The sequence below is a fragment of the Streptomyces sp. Y2F8-2 genome (genome assembly GCF_014905555.1).
Classification (GTDB): domain Bacteria; phylum Actinomycetota; class Actinomycetes; order Streptomycetales; family Streptomycetaceae; genus Streptomyces; species Streptomyces cynarae.
The window spans coordinates 285,765-307,653 of record NZ_BNGS01000001.1; the positions used below are offsets into that span (position 1 = coordinate 285,765).

The 21,889-nt window shown below is 70.4% G+C and carries 15 protein-coding genes; 5 read left to right on the forward strand and 10 right to left on the reverse strand.

The window, feature by feature from the left end:
* Positions 1-41: 41 nt before the first annotated feature.
* Positions 42-467 carry a hypothetical protein gene (locus tag SY2F82_RS01335; protein ID WP_200417050.1) on the reverse strand — a complete coding sequence of 142 codons (426 nt, stop codon included), beginning with the start codon at positions 465-467 and terminating at the stop codon, positions 42-44.
* A 143-nt stretch (positions 468-610) separates the two neighbouring features.
* Between SY2F82_RS01335 and SY2F82_RS01340 the strand changes: the two genes are divergently transcribed.
* The 3 genes from SY2F82_RS01340 (at position 611) to SY2F82_RS01350 (ending at position 4,091) form a co-directional block, all read left to right on the forward strand.
* Positions 611-1,114, forward strand: coding sequence for a tetratricopeptide repeat protein (locus SY2F82_RS01340; protein WP_236041034.1), 504 nt, complete (start codon positions 611-613; stop codon positions 1,112-1,114).
* Between the two features lie 228 nt (positions 1,115-1,342).
* Positions 1,343-3,259: a hypothetical protein gene (locus tag SY2F82_RS01345; RefSeq protein WP_200417052.1), complete on the forward strand. Its 1,917-nt coding sequence runs from the start codon at positions 1,343-1,345 to the stop codon at positions 3,257-3,259.
* A 115-nt stretch (positions 3,260-3,374) separates the two neighbouring features.
* On the forward strand, positions 3,375-4,091 hold the full coding sequence (locus tag SY2F82_RS01350; protein WP_200417053.1) for a TetR/AcrR family transcriptional regulator: 717 nt from the start codon (positions 3,375-3,377) through the stop codon (positions 4,089-4,091).
* A gap of 7 nt (positions 4,092-4,098) precedes the next feature.
* Here the strand turns inward: SY2F82_RS01350 and SY2F82_RS01355 are convergent, their stop codons facing one another.
* The 9 genes from SY2F82_RS01355 to SY2F82_RS01395 form a co-directional block, all read right to left on the reverse strand.
* Positions 4,099-4,455 (reverse strand): 5-carboxymethyl-2-hydroxymuconate Delta-isomerase, encoded by a 357-nt coding sequence (locus SY2F82_RS01355; protein WP_200417054.1) that lies wholly within the window; start codon positions 4,453-4,455, stop codon positions 4,099-4,101.
* Between the two features lie 33 nt (positions 4,456-4,488).
* The gene (locus SY2F82_RS01360) at positions 4,489-6,102 is read right to left on the reverse strand and encodes a SpoIIE family protein phosphatase (protein WP_200417055.1); all 1,614 of its coding nucleotides are present in this window, start codon (positions 6,100-6,102) and stop codon (positions 4,489-4,491) included.
* A gap of 77 nt (positions 6,103-6,179) precedes the next feature.
* Entirely contained in the window at positions 6,180-11,588 is a 5,409-nt protein-coding gene (pulA, locus tag SY2F82_RS01365; RefSeq protein WP_200417056.1) for a pullulanase-type alpha-1,6-glucosidase, read from the reverse strand.
* Positions 11,589-11,787: 199 nt separating this feature from the next.
* Positions 11,788-13,170: an alpha-amylase family protein gene (locus SY2F82_RS01370; protein ID WP_200417057.1), complete on the reverse strand. Its 1,383-nt coding sequence runs from the start codon at positions 13,168-13,170 to the stop codon at positions 11,788-11,790.
* A gap of 242 nt (positions 13,171-13,412) precedes the next feature.
* Positions 13,413-14,066 (reverse strand): maleylpyruvate isomerase N-terminal domain-containing protein, encoded by a 654-nt coding sequence (locus SY2F82_RS01375; protein ID WP_200417058.1) that lies wholly within the window; start codon positions 14,064-14,066, stop codon positions 13,413-13,415.
* Positions 14,067-14,211: 145 nt separating this feature from the next.
* A complete protein-coding gene (locus SY2F82_RS01380; RefSeq protein WP_200417059.1) occupies positions 14,212-15,876 on the reverse strand; it encodes a glycoside hydrolase family 13 protein in 1,665 nt (554 codons plus the stop codon).
* 184 nt (positions 15,877-16,060) lie between these two features.
* Positions 16,061-16,969, reverse strand: a complete 909-nt coding sequence (locus SY2F82_RS01385; protein WP_200417060.1) for a sugar ABC transporter permease — start codon at positions 16,967-16,969, stop codon at positions 16,061-16,063.
* Positions 16,970-16,982: 13 nt separating this feature from the next.
* Entirely contained in the window at positions 16,983-17,987 is a 1,005-nt protein-coding gene (locus tag SY2F82_RS01390; protein WP_200417061.1) for a carbohydrate ABC transporter permease, read from the reverse strand.
* Positions 17,988-18,159: 172 nt separating this feature from the next.
* Positions 18,160-19,434 (reverse strand): extracellular solute-binding protein, encoded by a 1,275-nt coding sequence (locus SY2F82_RS01395; RefSeq protein ID WP_200417062.1) that lies wholly within the window; start codon positions 19,432-19,434, stop codon positions 18,160-18,162.
* A 426-nt stretch (positions 19,435-19,860) separates the two neighbouring features.
* Between SY2F82_RS01395 and SY2F82_RS01400 the strand changes: the two genes are divergently transcribed.
* Both SY2F82_RS01400 and SY2F82_RS01405 read left to right on the forward strand, forming a co-directional pair.
* A complete protein-coding gene (locus tag SY2F82_RS01400; RefSeq protein WP_103843642.1) occupies positions 19,861-20,895 on the forward strand; it encodes a LacI family DNA-binding transcriptional regulator in 1,035 nt (344 codons plus the stop codon).
* Positions 20,896-21,003: 108 nt separating this feature from the next.
* Positions 21,004-21,873, forward strand: a complete 870-nt coding sequence (locus SY2F82_RS01405) for a phosphatase PAP2 family protein (protein ID WP_200417063.1) — start codon at positions 21,004-21,006, stop codon at positions 21,871-21,873.
* Positions 21,874-21,889 lie beyond the last annotated feature (16 nt).

Genomic DNA, 21,889 nt, shown 5'->3' on the forward strand with positions numbered 1-21,889 from the left:
TCTCCCGCCACCGGCCTTCGTCGTGTGCCGCCCGGCCCGGCTCAGCCGCTGTGACCGGCGTGGGAGTGGTGGTCGGCGCCCACCTCGACATCGCCGCCGAGCTTGCCGCGCAGCGCCTTGACCACTCCGTCGTCGCCGACGGCGACCCACTTGCGGCCCACGAGGTAGTAACCGCCGTAGTCCTTGGCATCGTTGATCCACTCGCGTTGACCCCGGTCGGTGGCGAAGGTGGCGAGTACGAACTTGCCGTCGGAGTTGGTGCAGATGGCCTGACGGATCTCGTCGGCGTCCGTCTGGATGTTCGGCTTGCAGTTCACGTCCGCCGCCAGATCCTCGAGGCTGCCGGTCGCGGCTGCCGGGACCTGGTCCTGGGCGGCCCCGGAAGACCCGCCCGATCCGCCGCAGCCGGTCAGCACCAGCAGGGCGACGACGGCACCGGCCGCCAGCTTCTCGCGCGTCCACCTCATGTGTTCCTCCGGTCCTTCGGGCCATGCCGCTGGGAGCCCCCGCGAGGGGCCCTGCCCTTCCGTACGGCTGTGGTGCGTCCGGTGCTCAATGGCGGCACATCTGTGCGACAGTGTGCCGTCGGTACTCGTGGCGAGGGGGATGGATGAGCACAGCGGACTGGGAGGAGCGCCTGGCCGCGGCCTGGGCCGCTTTCGACGACTACGCCGAGGGGGGCGCCGAGGACTTCCGTGCGCTGATCGACGCCCTCGTCGCCGAGCTGCCCGACGACAGCCCGCTCGGGCCGTTCGAACGGGCCTGCGCCTGGGACTCGACGGGCCACTCGGACCAGGCGGTGCCGCTGTACCGGGAGGCGCTGGCGCGCGGCCTCGACGGCTACCGCGGTCGCCGGGCCAGGATCCAGCTGGCCAGCTCGCTCAGGAACATCGGGCAGCCGGAGGAGGGCGTCAAGCTGCTGACCCCGGAACTCGACGGGCCGTCGGACGAGTTGGACGACGCGGTACGCGCCACTCTGGCCCTGTGCCTGTCGAGCCTGGGCCGCGACCGTGAGGGCCTCGCCCTGGTCCTCGGCGCGCTCGCCCCCCATCTGCCGCGCTACCAGCGGTCGATGGCGAACTACGCGCGGCTGCTGGTCGAACCCGGGGACTGAGCCCGCCGGGGCGGCCATGCCCCCGCTCGGCGGAGTTCAGCGGGCCTGCTCGTACGCGGCTGATCGCCCTCCTGGCGCGGCAAGCGGATCCGGCCCGGTGCCGACGCGGGTACGGCCATCGCAGGCAGCGGGCGTGCCGCCTCCGCTCACCACCGCGCCGCCGCGGTGGTGAGCAGAGGCGGGCCGGCGTCCCGGTGACCAACCTCTGTCTCGCTCGTTTTGCCGGACGTGCAGCCACAGGATGTCGCCCCGCGCCCCACTCCGACCTCCGGACCGGTCGTCGACGTCGAGCAGGCCGAGGCCGCGCTCGTCGAGCACTACCCCCGGCTCGTGCGGCTCGCCTATCTGGTGCTGCCGCCGGGCCTCGGCCGCACCCGGCGGGTGTTGACCGCGCACGCCCTGGTCCAGCGGGCGTTGCCCCACGGACGTGCCGCCGCGTCGGTGATCCCGGCCCAGGCGACCGGCCGCGACGGCGACCCCGGGTACTCCTTCGTCCGGCTCCGGGTGGTGCGTACGGCACTGGAGGCGGGAGCGCCGCTGCGGCGCGCCGCCTGGCCGAAGCGCTCCCAGCTGCCGCCGCTGCTGCCGCAGGTGTGGGGTCTGAAGCTCTTCCCGCGCTCGGGCGGCGCCGACGAACTCGCCCTGGACCAGCGGCTGTCGGCGCTCTCCGGCCCGGCCCGCGCCGCCTACGTCCTGCGCGTCCTGGAGAAGCTCCCCGACGACGAGGTGCGCAAGGTGCTCGCCGCGGCGGGCGTCACGGACCCGGCGTCCGCGGTCCGGCAGGCGAAGAAGGTGCCCGCGCAGGACGCGCTGCTGGACTCCCCCGAGTTCGACCCGTGCTCCCTTCAGGCCCGGCCCACCGACCTGATGCGCCGCCGCCGGCACGCGAAGGCGGCGCTCGCCGCGGCGGCGGCCGTCGCGGTGTGCGGAGCGCTGCTCGCGCTGCCCGGCGGCGGCTGGGGCGCGGACGACGCGCCCGCCCCCTCGGGCGCGCTGAACCCGGCCGCGCAGGCAGCCCTGGACCCGGCCCGGTTGACGACGGTGCCGCCCGCCGCCTGGAAGACCTCGGCGCGCACCGACTTCTCCGTGTGGCCCGCGCGCGGCGCCCTCACCCGAGACCGGGCGCTGCTGCGGCGCGCGCTCACCGCCTGGGCGCGGCCCCGCGACTCCGTCCGGGTCTCGATGACCCCGGGCACCCCCTCGGGCGCTCCGCCCGGTCCGCCGCGGCTGCTGTACGCGGGGCAGGTCGACGCCGCGCGCGTGGTGGTCTTCTACGACGGTCTGCGCATCGTGCGCTACGCCGAGCCGAAGGACGGCTCCCGCGGGGCCGCGCTCGACTTCGCCCGGGTCGACGGGGCGAGCGGAGCCGAGGCGGACGCGGTGGTGCTGGGCCGAGCCGACGGCAACGTCCGCTATCTGACGGCCCCCTGGGTGACCGGGGCCGGCGAGCGGGACCTGCGCAAGCCGACGGCGGGGACGATGGGCCTCGGCCTGACCGGCGGGGTGACCGCGCCGCTGGCGAGTCCGGCGCAGCAGTCCGGCTCGTGCTCGTCGTGGAACGTGTTGCAGCTGACCGTCGGTTCGGGCACGCGGCTGCTGACCGACCTCGGGGAGCTGGTGCCGGCGCACCTGACCGTGGGCCGGCCGGGCGCGCCCGGGGAGGTTTCCGGGGCGACGGCGCTGCGCGCGTGGGCGCCCTTCGCCTGCTCCCTGGCGGTGGTGCGGTCGCAGGGTGTGAAGTCGGTGAACGCCTGGGAGTACGCGCGGCAGACGCTGCCGGGCGCCTCCGGGGAGGCGAGCTGGGTGTGCACGCGGGCGGACACGTGGCGGGGTGACGGGGCCCAGGTGCAGGCGCAGTTCCACACGCCGGGCGGGGCCTCCGGGGCGGTCGCGGCGCAGGCCGAGGACGTGCCGGCGTGCGGTGCGAAGGATCCCCATGTGCTGGCGGGCGTGCTGTGGAAGTCGGCGAAGGGCGAGTGGTATCTGCTGGCCGCCGGGGCCGAGGACACCAAGTCCATCCGGGCGACGGGCGGGGTGAACGGGTCGGCGGAAGCCCGGCTGCTGACCGTGCGCGCGAAGCAGGGAGCGCAGGCGCGGTTGAAGGGGACGCTGAAGGACGGAAGGACGATCGGCGCGTTGCGGTGACCCGGCACCGGGCCCGTGCGCTGCGCCCGTTCGGTGAGAGACATGTGATTGAGATGTGAACAACTGCTGCCGTTCGGAGCCGTGCGCGGCTGGATTCGATCGGTAAGGTGTTCGCATGACAACCGGGGTACGCCGCAGACTGGGAGTCGAGGAGCGGCGGCAGCAGTTGATCGGCGTCGCGCTGGAACTGTTCAGCCAGCGCTCCCCCGACGAGGTCTCCATCGACGAGATAGCGTCGGCCGCGGGTATCTCGCGGCCGCTGGTCTACCACTACTTCCCCGGCAAACTCAGCCTGTACGAGGCCGCGTTGAAGCGTGCCTCCGAGGATCTGGCGGCCCGGTTCGTGGAACCGCAGGAGGGTCCGCTGGGCGCCCGGCTGCTGCGTGTGATGCGCCGGTTCTTCGACTTCGTCGACGACCACGGCCCCGGTTTCTCCGCGCTGATGCGCGGCGGCCCGGCCGTCCCCGCGGACGGAGTCCGCTCAAGGGATGCCGTGTCCCGCACCAACGCCCTCGTCGACGCGGTGCGGCAGGCCGCCTACGTCCAGATCCTTGCGCACCTGCAGGTGCAGAAACCGTCCGCCCGCCTCGAGCTGGTCATCCGTTCCTGGATCTCGCTCGTCGAGTCCACTGCACTGATCTGGCTCGACGGCCGGCGGATCCCGCGCCGGGAGCTGGAGGCCCAGCTCGTGCGCGACTTCGCGGCGCTCACGGCGGTGAGCGCCGCCTACGACGACGAGATGGGCGCGCTGCTGCGCCGCATGCTCGGCGACGAGCCGGCCGACGGTCCGTTCGGCGACCTCGTCGCCCGGCTGGTCACCCTGGCATCCTGAGGGACTGTCAGCTCTCGAACTTCCGGTACGAGGCGTCCAGGTCCCGCACCTCGGCGGACGCGTGCAGCGCTAGGTCCCCGGCGGGCTTGATGTGCTGCCGCAGCAGCTCCAGCGTCACCTCGGTCAGCCTCGCCTTGGTCTCCTCGGTGCGCCCGGCGAGCAGCCCGAGGGTGACGTGCACGACGGCGTGCCCGTCGGTGTCGGCGCCGACCGTGGTGTCGTCGGTGCGGCGGAACTGCGTCTTGCACGCCTCGATCCGCGCGGCCGCGATGTCGACCACCCGGTCGTGGAGCTCCAGCGCGAACGCACGCCGGTCGAAGGCGTCCTGAAGCGGTGCGGAGTAGTCGACGGTGATCTGCGGCATGGGCACTCCTGTTCTACGGCGGACGTGCTCACCCTAGACGGTGCCGGTGAGCCGCAGCGCCAGCAGCGCGATGTCGTCCTGCCGGTCCCGGCCGAAGCGGCCGAGCAGCGTGTCGCACAGCGAAGCGACGCCGACCGGGGCGTCGGCGGCGGCCCTGCGCAGGTGTTCCATCGACACGGTCAGGTCGGTGCCGCGGTCCTCGATGAGCCCGTCGGTGACCATCAGCAGCCGGTCGGTGGGCCGCAGCACCGTCTCGGTGGACGGGGGACGGTCCAGGCCCAGACCGAGCAACGGCCCCTTCGCGGCGGCGTAGGCGGCGGTGCCGTCGTCGCGCACGACCAGCGGCGGAATGTGCCCGGCGTTCGCGATGCGCGCGCGCCCGCTGCCCGGGTCGACCAGGACCAGGCAGACGGTCGCGGTGACGTCCGCGTGGTAGTGCTGGAGCAGCCGGTCCAGCCGCCGGGCCAGGCTCCGCGGGTCCGGGTCCTCCAGGCAGTAGGCGCGCAGCGCGTGCCGGATCTCGACCATGACGGTGGCCGCGTCCAGCGAATGCCCGGCGACGTCGCCCACCGCGGTGAGCACCCCGCCCGCGGTGGTCAGCGCGGCGTAGAAGTCGCCCCCGATCTCGGTCTGCCGGGACGCGGGCACATAGCGGACGACCGTCTCGACGCCCCGTGTCGGGGGCGCCTTCTGGGGCAGGAAGCTGTGCTGCAGGGTGAGCGCCACATGGCGTTCCACCTGGTACATGAGCAGGGCGTCCGCGGCGAGCGCGGTGGCCTGGGCGAGCCGGGTGACCAGCGGGTCGCCCTCGTCGGCCGGGCCGCGCGCGGGCACGGCGAGGCACACGGCCGGTTTGCCGTCCCGGGTCCGCGCCACCACCACGCGGGCGTCCCCGGCATGTCCGGGCCCGAGGAGCCCGGCCGGCCACAGCGGATACGGCACCACGGTGCCGCGCGCCCCGGTGTGCCGGGTGGCCAGGCCGCGGATCAGCCGGGCCACGGTGTCGTGCGCCTCGGAGCCGGGAGGAACGACGCACGCGCGTGAGCGGGACAGGCCTCCGTGCAGCTCACCGTCCTCGCCGAGCACGAAGACGACCGCGGGGAAACCGGTGAGCCGGGCGGTGCCCTCGGCTGCGGCCCGGACGAGTCCCGTCATGCACCGCGCCGCCTGTACCGAGACGATCGTCTCCGACAGCAGCGTCAGCCGTCGCGCGAGCGCCTCCGCACCGGTGCGCATCCGGGCCCCGCGCACGGCGGCCCGTACGACGGCCTGGATCTCCTCGGGTGCCGCCGGCACCGACAGATAGGCCTCGCCGCCGGAGTCCAGCCCCCGGCAGCGGACACCGGGTCCGGCCGAGGCGGCGGAGAAGTGCACGACCGGCAGGGCGGCGGTGGGCGGTGACGACTTGAGCCTGCGGCACAGTTCGAAGCCGCTCATGTCCGGCAGGCCCACCTCGACCAGGGCGACATCGGGCAGGGTGCCGTCGCGTACCCGTGCGTGGAGTTCGGTCAGCGCCTCACCGCCGCTGGCCACGGGCACGACGTGGTGGCCGGCCCGGGCCAGCACGCTGCCCAGGGCATGGCGGCTGTCCGGCGCGTCGTCGACCACCAGCACGGTGGAGCCCGCGTGTTCGCCGTTGCCGTCCATGAGAGCCGCCCCTCGGCGCTCGGGAAAGAGGATGGGGCGGAGCCGGAGCTTCCGGTCCGCCCCACCACGCTAGTGTCCTAGCGCGTGCCCCGGGTGAAGACCGCGACGGTACGACCCGGAACGGCGAACGTGCCGGATTTCGCCGCGAAGGAGGCCGTCTTGACGGTAGGGTCCGCGCCCGCTGCCTGCACCGGGTGCAGCGCGTAGTGCTCGCCGGCGAGGGCGGCGACCGTCTGCTGCTGCGTCGTCGGTGTCGCGTTGAGGACGACGACCAGGTCACCCAGCTCCATCGTGATCACTCCGGGCGTCTCGTCCTTCCCGGAGAGCGGGAAGGAGAGCCGCGACTGCACCTGGTCGGCGGTGGCGAGGGAGAAGACGGGCTCCGTGGCCCGGATCCTGAGCAGGTCCCGGTGGGCGGCCGAGGCGCCGTGGATCTGCTCGCACCCCACCTTCACCGAGGTGAGCAGGGGCCCCGCGTACGGCCACTTGGACTGGTTGTCGGCCGCCATCGGCAGCCCCCGCCCGAAGCCGTTGCCGTCCCGGCAGTCCCAGTGGATGGCGTTGAACCAGTCACCGCTGTCGTAGGAGTTGCGGTCCAGGGACTTGGACCGCAGCAGGTCGGAGCCGGCCTGGGAGAGGGACGGGCCCTGCGAGAGGGTGGCCGTGGCCATGGCGAGAACCTGCATCCGGGCCCGGTCGGCCGCGGAGGTGTCCTTCGGCAACTTGTAGGCGAGGGCGTCGAACAGCGACTCGTTGTCGTGCGCGTCGGCGTAGGCGAGGGCGTCGCCGGGCGCGTCCGCGTACCCGGCGGGTGAGCCGTTGTAGTCGATCTCGGCGCCGGTGACCTCCTTGCCGGCCGAGTCGGTGAAGCGGTACTTGGCGAGGTTGCCGGTCAGGCCGACCTTGATGAGGTCCTGGTCGTGCAGGAGGCGGGCCTTCTGCTCGGCCGTGGTGCCGTTCGCCGGCGAGGAGTTGGGGTCGGTGTAGAGCCCGGACGCGAAGCCCTGGACCCCGGGGTCGGCATCGAAGGGGCTGCCGCCGCGCACGGCGTCGCGGGCGCGGTCGGAGAAGGTGGCGATGCCGGTTCCGGCCATGTTCTTCTGCGTGGCCTGCACGAAGCGGGCGTCGTCGGCGACCTCGCCGAAGTTCCAGCCCTCCCCGTACAGGATGATCTTCTTGCCGTCGACACCGTCCTTGGCGGGGGTGAGCGCGTCGAGGGCCTTGCGGACCGCCAGGATGTTGGCCTTGGGGTGGTGGCCCATGAGGTCGAAGCGGAACCCGTCGACCTTGTACTCCTTGGCCCAGGTGACGATCGAGTCCACGACCAGCTTGCCCATCATCGCGTTCTCGGGCGCGGTGTTCGCGCAGCAGGTCGAGTTGGCCACCGAGCCGTCGGCGAGGAGCCGCTGGTAGTAGCCGGGCACGATCTGGTCGAGCACGGAGGTGTCGGCCTCACCGCTCGCCGAGGTGTGGTTGTAGACGACGTCCATCACGACCCGGAGGCCGTCCTCGTTGAGCGCCTTGACCATTCTGCGGAACTGGACCGTGCGGGCCGTGCCGTCCGGGTCGGTGGCGTAGGAGCCCTCCGGGACCGTGAAGTGGTACGGGTCGTAGCCCCAGTTGTAGGCGTCCTTCGCGGCGGTCGCGGCGACGCACGCCTGCTGCCGGTCGGAGTCGGGGGCGTAGGAGACGAGGTCGCAGCCGGGGGCGGACTGCTCCGACTTCCTCTCGGGGACCGTAGCGAAGTCGAAGGCGGGCAGCAGGTGGACGTACGAGGTACCCGCCTCGGCCAGCTCACGCAGGTGCTTGGAGCCGTCGCTGTCGTGGTCGGTGAAGGCCAGGTAGGTGCCCCGGTCCTCGGCCGGCACGGTCCTGTCCGCGACCGAGAAGTCGCGGATGTGCAGCTCCTGGATCTGCGCGTCCCTGAGCGGCACGGCCTTCGGCTTCTTCAGAGCCGACCAGCCGCTCGGGGCCAGGGACCTGTCGTCCAGGTCGACGATCAGACTGCGCTTCGAGTCGGCGGTGAGGGCCAGGGAGTAGGGGTCGGTGACCTGGTTGGTGACGACCTTCCGGACGCTGGGCGCCCACACCTTCACAACGTAGCGGTAGGGCTTGTTCCGCCAGGACGCCGGGCCGGTGACGGACCAGACGCCGGTGGTGTCGTCGCGCTTCATGGCGACGGTGGAACCGTCGAGGTCCAGTTTCACCGACTGGGCCGTGGGCGCCCAGACCGAGAGCGTGGGACGGCCGTGGTGGAAGACCGGCCCGAGGTCGGCCTTCGTCGCGTCGTACAGGTCGTCGAGGACTCCGGCGATCTGGACGCCCGTCGCCGCCAGGACCGCGCCGTTCGCGGCCCGCTGCGAGGCCACGATCTGGCCGCCGAGCGCCTCACGCACCCGGTCGCGGTCGCGCGGGTCGACGGACCAGGCCGTGTAGTCCTTCAGGTGCGGGAACCTCGCCTTCTGCGCGTCGGAGAGCGTCGTCCTCGTCAGGCGCAGCCAGCGCTCGTCGTCACTGGTCAGCGTCCCGTCCTTGACGGTGATCGAGCCGTCGTGGGAGTAGACGAGCTGGGTGGACACGGCGCCGTCGACGCCGTTCCAGGCGAGAGTGTCCCGGTCGATCCAGACCGCCTTGGCGGTGGTCGGGTCGAGGGCCGCCGCGCCGCCCGCGGGCTGTGGCAGCAGGTACTTCTCCTGGCCGTTCAGCAGCCACACCTCGTAGCCGTTCGCCTTGAGGTCGAGCGACTGGTCGGCGGGGAGGTCCTTCTCGTCGCCCTTGTGGATGATGTAGCTGAGGCTGGTGGCACCGGCGGCGAGCGGCACCTCGAAGACCGCGCCGTACGCGTCGGTCCGCACCGGCTTCAGCGGGCTGGACCAGTCGGTGGGGTTCGCGGCGCCGGTCCAGACGTGGATGCCCCAGCCGTCGTAGTTCCCGTCGGCGCGGTGGTAGTGGAGGACGGCCTTGGTGGTGTCCTGCGCCGGGTACCCGGGCCTCTGCGTGAGCACCGCCTCCTTGCCCTGCTCGACCCACACCTCGCCGGTCTTGGTGACGTCGATGCTGCGGTCGGCGGAGACGTCCTTGTTGCCGTCCTTGTCGATGACGAGGAAGCCGACACCGGAGGCGCCCGGCTTGAGCTTGACGTAGGCGAAGGCGCCGTACGCGTCACGGCCGACGAAGGGATGGCTGTTCGGCCAGGTCGTCGCCTCGCCGTCGGCGATGTCACCCCAGGCGTACAGGCCCCAGTTCGCGTAGTCGCCGTCGGCGCGCTTGTAGTGGACGATCACGTGGTCGCGCGAGGACGCGGTGGGGACCTGCGGGGCGGGCGGGGTGCCGGTGGTGCTGCCGGCCGTGGCGCTCGCGGTGCGGCCCGCCGAGTCGACGACGACCGCCTTGTAGCGCAGGGCGGTCCCGGCCGGGACGTCCTTGCCGATCGTCTGGGTGACCTTGTACGGGGCGTGGTCGGCGGAGCCCAGCACCTTCCAGGCGCCGTCGCCGACCTGGGCCGCGAAGACGACGCGGTCGAGCTGCCCGCCGGTGACGTCGGCGGAGACCTCCACCGTGCCGGTGGCGCCCGCGTCCGGGGCCTTGAGGGTGAGGGCCGGCTCGGCGGCGGGGGCGCCGAGCGGGCCGGCGGCCTTGAAGACGACCGCCGACCGGGCCGGGACGGTGACGGTGACGTTCTTGTCGGCGTCGCTCGTGAGGGAGGCGTCGGTGCCGTGGATGCCGCGGAAGGTCATGCCCGCCGACCCCGTGGCGAAGGTGGCCGTCCTGCCGTCGTCCGCGTTGTTGAAGGCGACGACGTACTCGGTGCCGTCCGTACCCGTGCGGGAGAAGGCGTAGACACCGGGGCCGTCGGCGGCGTAGCGCTGGGTCTGGACGCCGTCGATGAGCGCGGGGTTGTTCTTGCGCAGCTTGGAGAGAGCGGCGATCTCCTTGTAGAGCGGCGCACCGGTGTCGTACGCGTCACTGGCGTGCGTACGGTCGGTGCCGATCTCGTCGTCGTCCAGGTAGTCCGGGACCTTGGAGGCGAACATGGTCTGGCGGGCGTCCTTGTCGCCGCCGGAGCCGGTGAAGCCCTGCTCGTCGCCGTAGTAGACGACCGGGTTGCCGCGGCTGAGGAACATCACCTCGTTGGCGAACTCGTCCTTGGCGAGCAGCTCGGCGTCGGTCGCCTTCGGGTTGTCCTGCTTCAGGAAGTACCCGATACGCCCCATGTCGTGGTTGCCGAGGAAAGTGACCTGCTCATATGCGTTGGCCCTGTCGGTCGTGTACTTGTAGTCGTCGGCGAAGACGCCCGCGAGCTTCTGTGCGCTGCCGCCCTGGGAGGCGTAGGTGCGGGCCGCGTCCTGGAAGGGGAAGTCGAGCGTGGCGTCGAGACGGCCCTGGGTGACGTACGGCGAGGTGATGGAGGTGTCGGCGGAGTAGACCTCGCCGAACATGAAGAAGTTTCTGCGGCCGTGCGCGGCGGCGTACCGGCCGAGCGCGGTCGCCCACTGCGTCCAGAAGTCCATGTTCACGTGCTTCACGGTGTCGATCCGGAAGCCGTCGACGCCGAAGTCCCGCACCCAGCGCTCGTAGATCTTCTCCATGCCCTTGACCACTTCGGGACGCTCGGTCCACAGGTCGTCCAGGCCGGAGAAGTCGCCGTACGTGGCACTCTCGCCGGCGAAGGTGGAGTCGCCACGGTTGTGGTACATCGTCGGGTCGTTGAGCCAGGACGGGACCTTGATGTTCCGCTTGGCGGCGGGAACGACGGGGGTGCGCGGGAAGGAATCGGCGTCCACCGCCGGGAAGCGCCGGGTGCCGTCGGCGTAGTCGGCGTCGTCGAAGGGCCGGCCGTCCTTGGTCAGGTACGGGAAGGCGCCCTTGGAGAGGTAGTCGTAGGACTTCTCGGCATAGTCGACGACGTCGGCGGTGTGGTTGGTGATGACGTCGAAGAAGACCTTCATGCCCTTGGCGTGCGCCTTGGAGATGAGGGTCTTCAGGTCCTTGTTGGTGCCGAAGTGCGGGTCGACCTGGGTGAAGTCGGTGATCCAGTACCCGTGGTACCCGGCGGAGGCGTTCGATCCCGTGCCCTGAACGGGCTGGTTCTTGAAGATCGGGGCCATCCAGATGGCGGTGGTGCCGAGGCCCTTGATGTAGTCGAGCCGGTCGGTCAGGCCCTTGAGGTCGCCGCCCTGGTAGAAGCCCTTGTCGGTGGGGTCGTAGCCGGTGGTCAGACGTGAGCCGGTGAGACCGCCGCGGTCGTTGGAGGGATCCCCGTTGGCGAAACGGTCCGGCATGACGAAGTAGAACTGCTCGCGGGTGTCACCGTGCCGCGCGGGCTGTGCGGCGAGCTTCGCGTCGGACGGGGGCGCCGGCGGGGGCGCGGCGTGAGCGGCGAGGGGCGGGAGGACGGCGGCGGCGAGCGCGGCGACGACCGTGGCCGCGACCCTTCTCCGGTACGGGGTGCGGCGCGTCGGGGGCGCCGGCCATCTCGGTATCACAGGTGTGAACTCCTTGCGAATACGGCTCAGGTGGGTCCGGCCCCTGCGCCGCGGGACGGCTTCGTCGCCGGACGCCGGCGCGACCGTATCGCTCACGCAAGGTTTACAGCAAGAGACCTGCAAGCAATAGAAAGGAATTGCATCGGCAGGGCCCGTCGCCATGCACACGGCGGGCGGCGGGCCCTCGGGAAGTGCGGGCTCAGCAGCTGGACTTGCCCGCGTAGACGGCGAGCGCCGTGTTCGGGGCGACCGACGCCTGGAACCAGCCGCTGCTGTTCACCGTCACGGTCCTGTTGCCCTGCACATCGCAGTACGTGCCGGGCGGCAGCGACGTCTCGAACCAGCGGTCGGCCGTCGTGCTCTCGTGGTTGATGACCACATAACCCTTGCTGCCGCGGCCGAAGGCGATGAGGTTGTTGCCGTCGTCCCACCACTTGGTGACCGCCTGGCCGCGTGTGGCGTTGCGGAAGGCGACCATCGACTTGATCTCCGGCCACGCGTGCTGGCACTTCCAGCCGTCCTGCCAGCAGGCGTTGACCTGTCCCCCGTTCGGCGGACCGGCGTCCGAGTCGGACCACTCGTAGCCGGAGTTGATGTCGGGTGCGCCGTACGGCCAGGCGAGCATGAAGACGTTCGCCAGCGTGTAGGTGGCGCCGTCCTTGTAGTTGAGGGTCGAGCCGTTGCGCTCGGTGTCGTGGTTGTCCACGAAGACCCCGGCGACCGAGCTGCTCAGGTAGCCCCAGGGCTCGCCGAAGTTGCTCAGGTACGCGAGCTTCTCGCTGTTGAAGACCCGCTTCAGGTCGTAGGCGTAACGGAACTCCTGGACGTCTCCGTTGCCGGTGTACTCGGTGGGCTGGACCGCCTCGCCGGCGCCGTAGATGACCTCCTGCTTCCAGTACACGGACGGGCTGGTCAGCCTGGACTTGATGTTGGCCAGGTCCTCCGCCGGGATGTGCTTGGCGGCGTCGATGCGGAAGCCGTCGACGCCCAGGCCGAGCAGGTCGTTCATGTAGCCGGCGATCGTGCTGCGGACGTGGTCCTCGCCGGTGTCCAGATCGGCGAGGCCCACGAGTTCGCAGTGCTGCACGTTCCAGCGGTCCTGGTAGTTGGTGACCTGGGCGGTGCAGTCGTCGAAGTCGGCGTACGAGTACAGGCCCGGGTAGTCGTACTTCGTGTACGACGAACCTCCCGTGCCGGTTCCGCTGCCGGCCGACATGTGGTTGATGACGGTGTCCACGACGACCTTCACACCTGCCGCATGACAGGTGTTGACCATGTTGCGGAAGGCCGTGCGATCACCGAGACGACCCGCGATCTTGTAACTGACCGGCTGGTACGACGTCCACCACTGGGATCCCTGTATGTGCTCGGCGGGCGGCGAGACCTGGACGTAGCCGTAGCCGGCGGGGCCGAGGGCGTTGGTGCACTCCTTGGCGACCGAGGCGAAGTTCCACTCGAAGAGGACGGCGGTGACGTCCTTCGTGCCGGGCGGTGAGGCGTGGGCGGTCCCGGCGGGGACGGCGAGTGCGACCGACGCGGCCGCCGCGAGGGCGAGAGCGCCGGAGAGCGTTCTGCTGGGCATGTGGGGGTCCTTCTCCGTTGAAGGATCTGCTGAGGGGAGGGCCCGTAGGAGGCACTGAAGCCTCCTGAAGGGAATTGCTGCAAGTTTTCAACCACTTGCAGTGGGGCAGACCGTACGAGCCCCGACCTCTACGGTCAACCCTGCGGACATGTTCCTGTCATATACACGACATGGGGCCGGATCGCGCACGGGTGGAGCTGCCGAACGCCCGGGGCCAGACGCCGGGACTGAGCACGGCCCGCTCAGCCGAGGACGAGCGGGAGCCTCGCGGCGAAGTCGCCCAGCGCGGTCTTCTCCTCGTCGGTCGGCGTGCGACGCCCGGTGCCGATCAGCAGCGCGTCCTTGTCCGGGAACGAGGCGGGAATCGGGGTTCCGGCGATCTTCTCCAGCAACGCGCGCGCCGCCGCGAGTGTCTCGCCGGGCGGCTGGGCGGCCGACGGCAGACACACGATCAGGTCGAGGTGGTGCAGGGTCCATTCGAGCACGTACGCGGACAGGTATTCGCCGACGGTCAGCACCTCGTCGCGCGTGCTGACACGGACGGCCGGATCGGCGAGTTCGGCGGCGCGGCCCGCGGCGGAACCCACGTCGTCGAAGTGGAACTTGAGCCACCGCGGCTCGCCGTATGCGGCCGCCAGCCGGGGGATCAGCGCCTCGAGCGGGTCCTCGCCGGTCGGGGGTTCGACGAGGTTCCAGTAGCCGGCCGCGTCCACGGTCGGTGCTGTTTCAGCGGGCGTCACCAGGGTGATCAGCACGTCCTGGGCACCGATGACCAGGTGGCACACCAGGTCCCGCACGAGCCAGCCGGCACAACCGGACGGCCGCTCGAAGTCCTCGTCCGGGATGTCCGCGACCGCCGCGCGCAACGCCGTCCAGGAGCGTGAGAAGAGATCCACTGCGACACGCTAAGGCCGCCCGGAAGGTTGGACAAGCGAACCGGCTGAGCCTCGACCAGGCCGGGGAAGGTGACGGCACCTGCAAACCGCAGGGCCCGCCGTCCGTGCTGACGGCGGGCCCTACGACGCATGTGGTGCACCGCTGTCAGGACGTCGTCCACCACACCGTCGTGTCCGACGGCAGTTTCGCCTCCGCCTCCGCGACCGTCACCTCCGCGCTCGCGACCAGCACGCGCCCGTATGCCGGGATCGTCACCGCCTCGCCCGTGGTGTTGGCCACGCAGACGAAGTCGCCGCGGCGGAAGGCGAGGACGCCCTCGGGGGCCTTCAGCCACTCCACCGCGTCGCCCGCGCCCAGGTCGCGGTGGGAGCGGCGGGCGGCGAGGGCGGCGCGGTACAGCTCCAGGGTGGAGCCGGGCACGCCCTGCTGGGCCTCCACGCTCAACTCGCCCCAGTTCTGCGGTTGCGGGAGCCAGCTGCCGCCCGTGCCGAAGCCGTACGACGTACCCGTACGCGTCCACGGGATCGGGACCCGGCAGCCGTCGCGGAAGCCGTCCTGGCCGGCGCCCCGGAAGTACGCGGGGTCCTGGCGGACCTCGTCGGGGAGGTCCACTACGTCCGGGAGGCCCAGTTCCTCGCCCTGGTAGACGTACGCCGATCCCGGCAGCGCCAGCATCAGCAGGGTCGCCGCCCTCGCCCGCCTGAGACCCAGTTCGCGGTCGCCCGCCTCGCGGATCTGGGTGCCGAGGGCTGCTTCGTGGGCGAAGCGGGTGGCGTGCCGGGTCACGTCGTGGTTGGACAGGACCCAGGTGGCGGGGGCGCCGACCGGACGCATCGCGTCGAGGGTGCGATCGATGACGTCGCGCAGTTCGGCCGCGTCCCAGTGGGTGCTCAGATACTGGAAGTTGAAGGCCTGGTGCAGTTCGTCCGGGCGGACGTAGTTCGCGGTGCGCTCGATGGTCGGGGTCCAGGCCTCGGCGACGAAGATCCGGTCACCGGTGTACTCGTCGAGGATCCTGCGCCACTCGCGGTAGATCTCGTGCACGCCGTCCTGGTCGAAGAACGGCATGGCATCGTTGCCCAGCAGCTTGAGCTGGTCGTGGGTGCCGAGGTCCGGCAGACCGTCGGCCTTCACCAGGCCGTGGGCGACGTCGATGCGGAAGCCGTCGACGCCCATGTCCAGCCAGAAGCGCAGGATCGACCGGAACTCGTCGCCGACGGCCGGGTGGTTCCAGTTGAAGTCGGGCTGTTCCGGGGCGAAGAGGTGCAGGTACCACTCGCCGTCCGGGACCCTGGTCCAGGCCGGGCCGCCGAAGATGGACTCCCAGTCGTTGGGCGGCAGTTCGCCGTTCTCCCCCTTGCCGGGGCGGAAGTGGTAGCGGTCCCGCAGCGGCGAGCCGGGGCCTTCGGCGACCGCCCGCTTGAACCACTCGTGCTGGTCGGAGGAGTGGTTGGGGACCAGGTCGACGATGATGCGCAGGCCCAGTTCGTGGGCGTCGCGGATCAGCGCGTCCGCGTCCAGCAGGTTGCCGAACATGGGGTCGACGGCACGGTAGTCGGCGACGTCGTAGCCGGCGTCGGCCTGCGGCGAGGCGTAGAAGGGGCTGAGCCACACGGCGTCCACGCCGAGGTCGCGCAGATACGGAAGTCGGGAACGTACGCCCTCCAGATCACCCATGCCGTCGCCGTTGCTGTCGGCGAAGCTGCGCGGATAGACCTGGTAGATCACCGCGTCCCGCCACCAGTCGCGGCGCTTGGCGACGGTGGCGACGGCGGTGCTCGGGGCCGGGTCGGCGGAGTGCTGGCTCATGGCGTCCTTGGTACGTAACGGAGTGCTTCGGGTCATGGGCATGGGTACGGCGGGCAGGTTGACGAGGCGGCCGCGGTGTCAGCGGGGTCTGGTGGCACCCCCTGCTCGAAGAGCTTGGGGGAGGCACCGCGGCCGCCACCCGCGCGGACAGGCGCGCGGGAGCCGTTGTTCGCAAGGCGGGGGCTCAGCCCTTCGTGCCGCCCGCGGTGAGACCGGTCACCAGGTTCTTCTGCACCAGGTAGAAGAACGCGGACACGGGTATCGCGATCAGCACCGCGGTGGCGGCCATCAGGTTGCGCTGGGCGTCGTGCTCGCTGATGAAGCTCTGAAGGCCGACGGCGAGCGTGTACTTGTTGTCGTCCAGCATGAAGGTGGTGGCGAAGGCGACCTCGCCGAAAGCGGTGATGAAGCTGTAGAAGGCGGCGACCGCGAGGCCCGGCTTGGCGAGCGGCAGGATCAGCCGTGCGAACGTGCCGAAGGGGGTCAGCCCGTCGACGCGTCCCGCCTCGTCGATCTCGAACGGGATGGTGTCGAAGTAGCCCTTCAGCAGCCAGGCGCAGTACGGCACCGCCGTCGAGCAGTACACCAGGATCAGGCCGAAGTAGTTGTCGATGAGCTGCAGGTCGGCCAGGATCTGGTACATCGGCACCATGAGAACGGCAACCGGGAACATCTGGGTGACCAGGAGCACCCACATGAACTTCCGGTAGCCCGGGAAGCGCATGCGGGAGACCGCGTATCCGGTGGTGGCGGCGACCAGGACGCCGAGCACCGTGGTGCCGAGCGAGACGATCAGGGAGCTCTTCAGCCAGTCGAAGAAGCCCGTGTGCTGGAGGACGAACGAGTAGTTGTCGAACGTCATCTTCTTCCAGATGCCGCCCGGGTGCAGGTAGTCGTCCTTGTCCGGACCGAGGGACAGGAACACCAGCCAGGCGACCGGGAAGAGCGCCACGACGCTCCCGAGGATCAGGATGCCGTGGGAGGCGAGGGACGCGACGAGGCTGCGCTCACCACGGGAGCGGGGTGTGCGGGCGGCGCCCGCCGGACCGGCCTCGGTCACCGCGACGGAGGTCTCGACGGTGGTCGTACTCATGGGGACTCCTGCCTCAGATCGCGAGCTGCTGCTCGTTGCGGTTCAGCCAGCGGCGGTAGAACGAGGTGAAGACGATCAGGATGGCCAGCAGCAGGATGCCGTAGGCCGCCGACTGCGCGAAGTCACGCGGCTGCTGTCCGAAGCCCAGGTAGTACGCCCAGGTGACGAGGATCTGGGCGTCGGGCGCGGTGGTGCCGAACAGCAGGAAGATGACGGCGAACTGGTTGAAGGTCCAGATGATGCCGAGCAGGACGACGGTGGAGCTGACGGACCTCAGACCCGGAAGGGTGACGTACCGGAACCGCTGCCATGCGTTCGCGCCGTCCATCTCGGCGGCTTCGTACAGGGAGGTGTCGATGGACTGCAGGCCGCCGAGCAGCGAGACCATCATGAACGGCACACCGCACCAGGTGTTGACCATGATCGCGGCGAACCGCTGCCAGAAGGTGTCCTCCAGCCACTGCGGCTGGGGCAGATGGAGGGTGTGCAGGGCGGCGTTGATGATGCCGCTGTCGGCGAGCATGAACCGCCAGCCGAAGACGGTGACGAAGGTGGGCACGGCCCACGGCAGGATCAGCGTCAGCCGGTAGAAGGTCCGCCCCCGCAGCTTCTGGTTGAGCAGCAGGGCCAGTCCGAGCCCGATCGTGTAGTGGAGCGCCACGCACAGCGCGGTCCACGCGATCGTCCAGATGAAGTGCGACCAGAAGCGGTCGTAGGAGGTCGGGCCGAACAGGATGTCCTTGTAGTTGTCGAGCCCGATGAACTTGTACGTGGCGTCGATGTGGTTGACGCCGATCGTGCGGGCCGTGTTGAGGCTGTTGGCGTCGGTGAGCGTGAGGTAGAGGCCGTACACCAACGGATACAGCACGAGGACGCCGAGCACGATCGCCACCGGTGCGATCATCGCGTAGGCGTACCAGTGCCTCTGGTAGCCGTTCTTGATGCGCCGGCCCAGGCCGGGGCGCGGTCCCGGCTCACCGCGCCGCTTGCCGGTCGCTCGGTCGATGGCGACTGTCATGGTTCGACAACCTTCTCGGAGGTCTGCGGATCAAGGGGGGCCCAGGGGCTTTCGTTTCGATCAGGCCGGATCAGCGAACCCTGCATGATCCACATGATCCAAACGAGAGGCCCTGGCACAGGCCGGTGGCCGCCGGATCCCTCCCCCAGGGGGACCCGGCGGCCACGGCGGCTCACTTGCTGAAGTCGGGGACCAGCTTGGCGATCGCGAGTTCCACGTTGCTCAGGCCCTTGTCCAGCGTTTCCTTACCGCCCGCGATCTTGGGCAGCTCGGTGTCGAGCGGGCCCCACAGCGAGCTGTACTCCGGCAGCGCCGGGCGCGGCTGGGCGGCGGGCAGGACCGACTGGTAGCCGGCGATGCCGGGGTCGGCCTTGACCTGCGCGGTGTACGCGTCGTCGCGGGTGGGCAGCGTGGAGTTCTTCAGGGCGATGGTCTCCTGGGACTTCGCCGAGGTCATGAAGCCCACGAACTTCAGCGCCGCTTCCTGGTGGGCCTTGTCGGAGCCGGCGTAGACGGAGAGGTTGTGGCCGCCGGTCGGGGCGCCCGCCTTGCCGGTGGAGCCGGCCGGGACGGTGGCGATGCCGAGGTTGGACTTGTCGCTGAAGGCGGAGCCCTTGTAGAAGTTCGTGATCTCCCACGGGCCCTGGATGATCGCGGCGACCTTGCCGCCCACGAACGCGTCCTGGATGTGGGCGTAGGCGTCGGCGGTGGTGTCGGCCTTGTGCAGGCCCTTGCCGGAGAACGTGCTCAGCCAGGTGCCGTACGCCTTCTTCGCGGCGGCCGAGTTCACGGTGATCTTCTTGGCGCCGGCGTCGACGGTGTCGGTGCCCTCGCCGTAGAGGAAGGTCTGGGCGTAGTAGGCCTGGGTGGAGCCCCAGTAGCCGTCGGCGCCGGTCTTGTCCTTGACCTTGGCGGCGTCGGACTTCAGCTCGTCCCAGGTCTTGGGGGCCTCGGTGATGCCGGCCTTCTTGAACAGGGCCTTGTTGTAGACCAGGGCGAGGGTGTCGGTGACCAGCGGCACGCCGTAGGTCTTGCCGTCGTACTGGGCCTGCTTGATCAGGCTGGGCTGGAACTTGCTCTGGTCGGCGAGGGCCGCGGTGCCGTCCAGCGGCAGGAAGTAGCCCTTCTTGGCGAAGGCGGGGGTCCAGCCGACCTCGGAGCGCAGCACATCGGGGGCGCCCTTGGAGCCTGCGGCGGTGTCGAACTTGTTCTGCGCCTGGTCGAAGGGGACGTTGACGTAGTTGACCTTGATGGTCGGGTTGGCCTTCTCGAAGTCCTTGACCAGCGCCTGGTACGTCGGCGCCTCATTGGTGGCGTTGGAGGTGTCCCACCAGGTGATGGTGACCGGGCCGTCGGACTTGCCGCTGCCGCCGTCACTTCCGCCGCAGGCCGTCGCCGCGAGGGCGACGGACGCCACCAGCGCGGTGGCCGCTATGCCACGCCGCATGAGTTCTCCTTGAGGGTGAAAGCCCGAGTGCTACAGGTGGCGGCCCCGTCTGCCGCCCCTGCCGACTGCCGACTGCTTCCTTGCGGCCGCCGGGCGACGGTGAACGTAACAGCGATGCAATCGCCGCGAAAGACCTTGCAGCAAAAAAATGAAAGAAGCGACAATGGTTACCGCGCCGTGACCTCGCCGTGAGGGCCCGTAGACCCGCGTTTGCGGCTGATCTGCGGGACGACGGACAGTTGTGCAAGACTCTGCAAGCTCTTGCCATACGTCACCGTCGCGGGAATCATCCCGTTGCGGACCGGACGCCGAAACAGAACACGAGGGAGCGCGATGACGCAGCAACCCCCAGCGGGGCGTTCAGCCGCCCGGGCCCGGCGTCCCTTTGGTGGGCAAGCGGAGACGCGGCCGGTACAGTCCAGTGCCGTGACCACACGGCTTGCCGACATCGCGGCGCAGGCGGGGGTCAGCGAGGCGACCGTGAGCCGTGTCCTGAACGGAAAGCCGGGCGTCGCGGCGACCACCCGCCAGTCCGTGCTGGCCGCTCTCGACGTGCTCGGCTACGAGCGCCCGGTCCGGCTGCGGCAGCGCAGCGAGGGGCTGGTGGGCCTGATCACCCCGGAGCTGGAGAACCCGATATTCCCCGCCCTCGCCCAGGTCATCGGCCAGGCCCTGACCCGGCAGGGGTACACGCCGGTGCTGGCGACGCAGACGCCGGGCGGATCCACCGAGGACGAGCTGACGGAGATGCTCGTGGACCGCGGGGTCGCCGGGATCATCTACGTCTCCGGGCTGCACGCGGACACCACCGCCGACATGCAGCGCTACGAGCGGCTGCGCGCCCAGGGCGTGCCGTACGTGCTGGTGGACGGCTTCTCCCCGAAAGTGCAGGCGCCGTTCATCTCCCCCGACGACCGGGCCGCGATGGCCCTCGCGGTGACGCACCTGGTGTCCCTCGGACACACCCGGATCGGACTCGCGCTCGGGCCCAAGCGGTTCGTGCCGGTGCAGCGCAAGATCGAGGGCTTCGTGCGCACCATGCAGGAGCAGCTCGGGCTGACCGTCGAGGACATCGAGTCCCGGCTGATCCAGCACTCGCTGTACACCCTGGAGGGTGGTCAGGCGGCGGCGTCCGCGCTGATCGACCGGGACTGCACGGCGGTGGTGTGCGCGAGCGACATGATGGCGCTCGGGGCGATACGGGCGGCGCGGCAGCGGGGCCTGGAAGTCCCCACGGACATCTCGGTGGTGGGTTTCGACGACTCGCCGCTCATCGCGTTCACGGACCCGCCGCTGACGACGATCCGCAAGCCGGTCCCGGCGATGGGGCAGGCGGCGGTACGCACGTTGCTCGAGGAGATCGGCGGGACGCCCGCTCCCCACAGTGAATTCGTGTTCATGCCGGAGCTGGTGGTGCGCGGGTCGACTGCTTCGGCACCTGGGGACCGGAGTCGTCCCTAGGCAGTACTTCCGGCGCTTCGTACCAGTACGCCGGTTGGAGAAAAGGTGGCGGGAACCCTGCCAGGGGATGATCGGTGGGGGAACCCTTTTCTGGCAGACTCTGTAGCTATGGGTGAAAGGACCGTGGCGGCGGTGGGGGGCCAGGAGCAGGCCGCTCCCCGGCCCGTCACGGACGATGCGCGGGACGGCGCGTTCCACGGCGCCCTGCGCCGGATCCGCACCCCCCGCCGCCCGCGCTTCTGGTTCGAAATCCTCCTGATCGCGCTGAGTTACTGGACCTACTCGCTGATCCGCAACGCCGTGCCGGAGCAGAAGGCCGAGGCGCTGAGCAACGCGGACTGGGTGTGGCGGCTGGAGATCCACCTGGGGATCGCCGTCGAGGACTCGGTCAACCACGCCGTGAACTCGGTGACATGGCTGATCATCGGGATGAACTACTACTACGCCACACTGCACTTCGTGGTGACGCTGGGTGTGCTGGTGTGGCTGTACCGCAGCCATCCGGGACGGTACGCGGCCGCCCGCCTCGCCCTGTTCGCCACGACCGGCGTGGCACTGCTCGGCTACTACTTCTTCCCGCTGGCGCCGCCACGCCTGATGAACGGCGGGCACTTCGTCGACACGGTGGTGGTGCACCACACGTGGGGTTCGATGGCGTCGGGCGACCTGAAGGACATGTCGAACCAGTACGCGGCGATGCCGTCGATGCACATCGGCTGGTCGCTGTGGTGCGGTCTGACCATCTTCGCGCTGTCGACGGTGCCGTGGGCGCGGGTCCTGGGCCTGCTGTACCCGGCGACGACACTGGTCGTGATCGTCGCCACCGCCAACCACTTCTGGCTGGACGCGGTGGGCGGCACGCTCTGCCTGGCGTTCGGCTTCACCGTGGTGCGGGTCTGGTACGGCGCGCTGCCGTACGCACTGCCGCGACGGGTGGCGACGGCCGGCGAGCCCGCGCTGGTGCCGGTACGGGTGTGACCTGACCCCCGCCGCC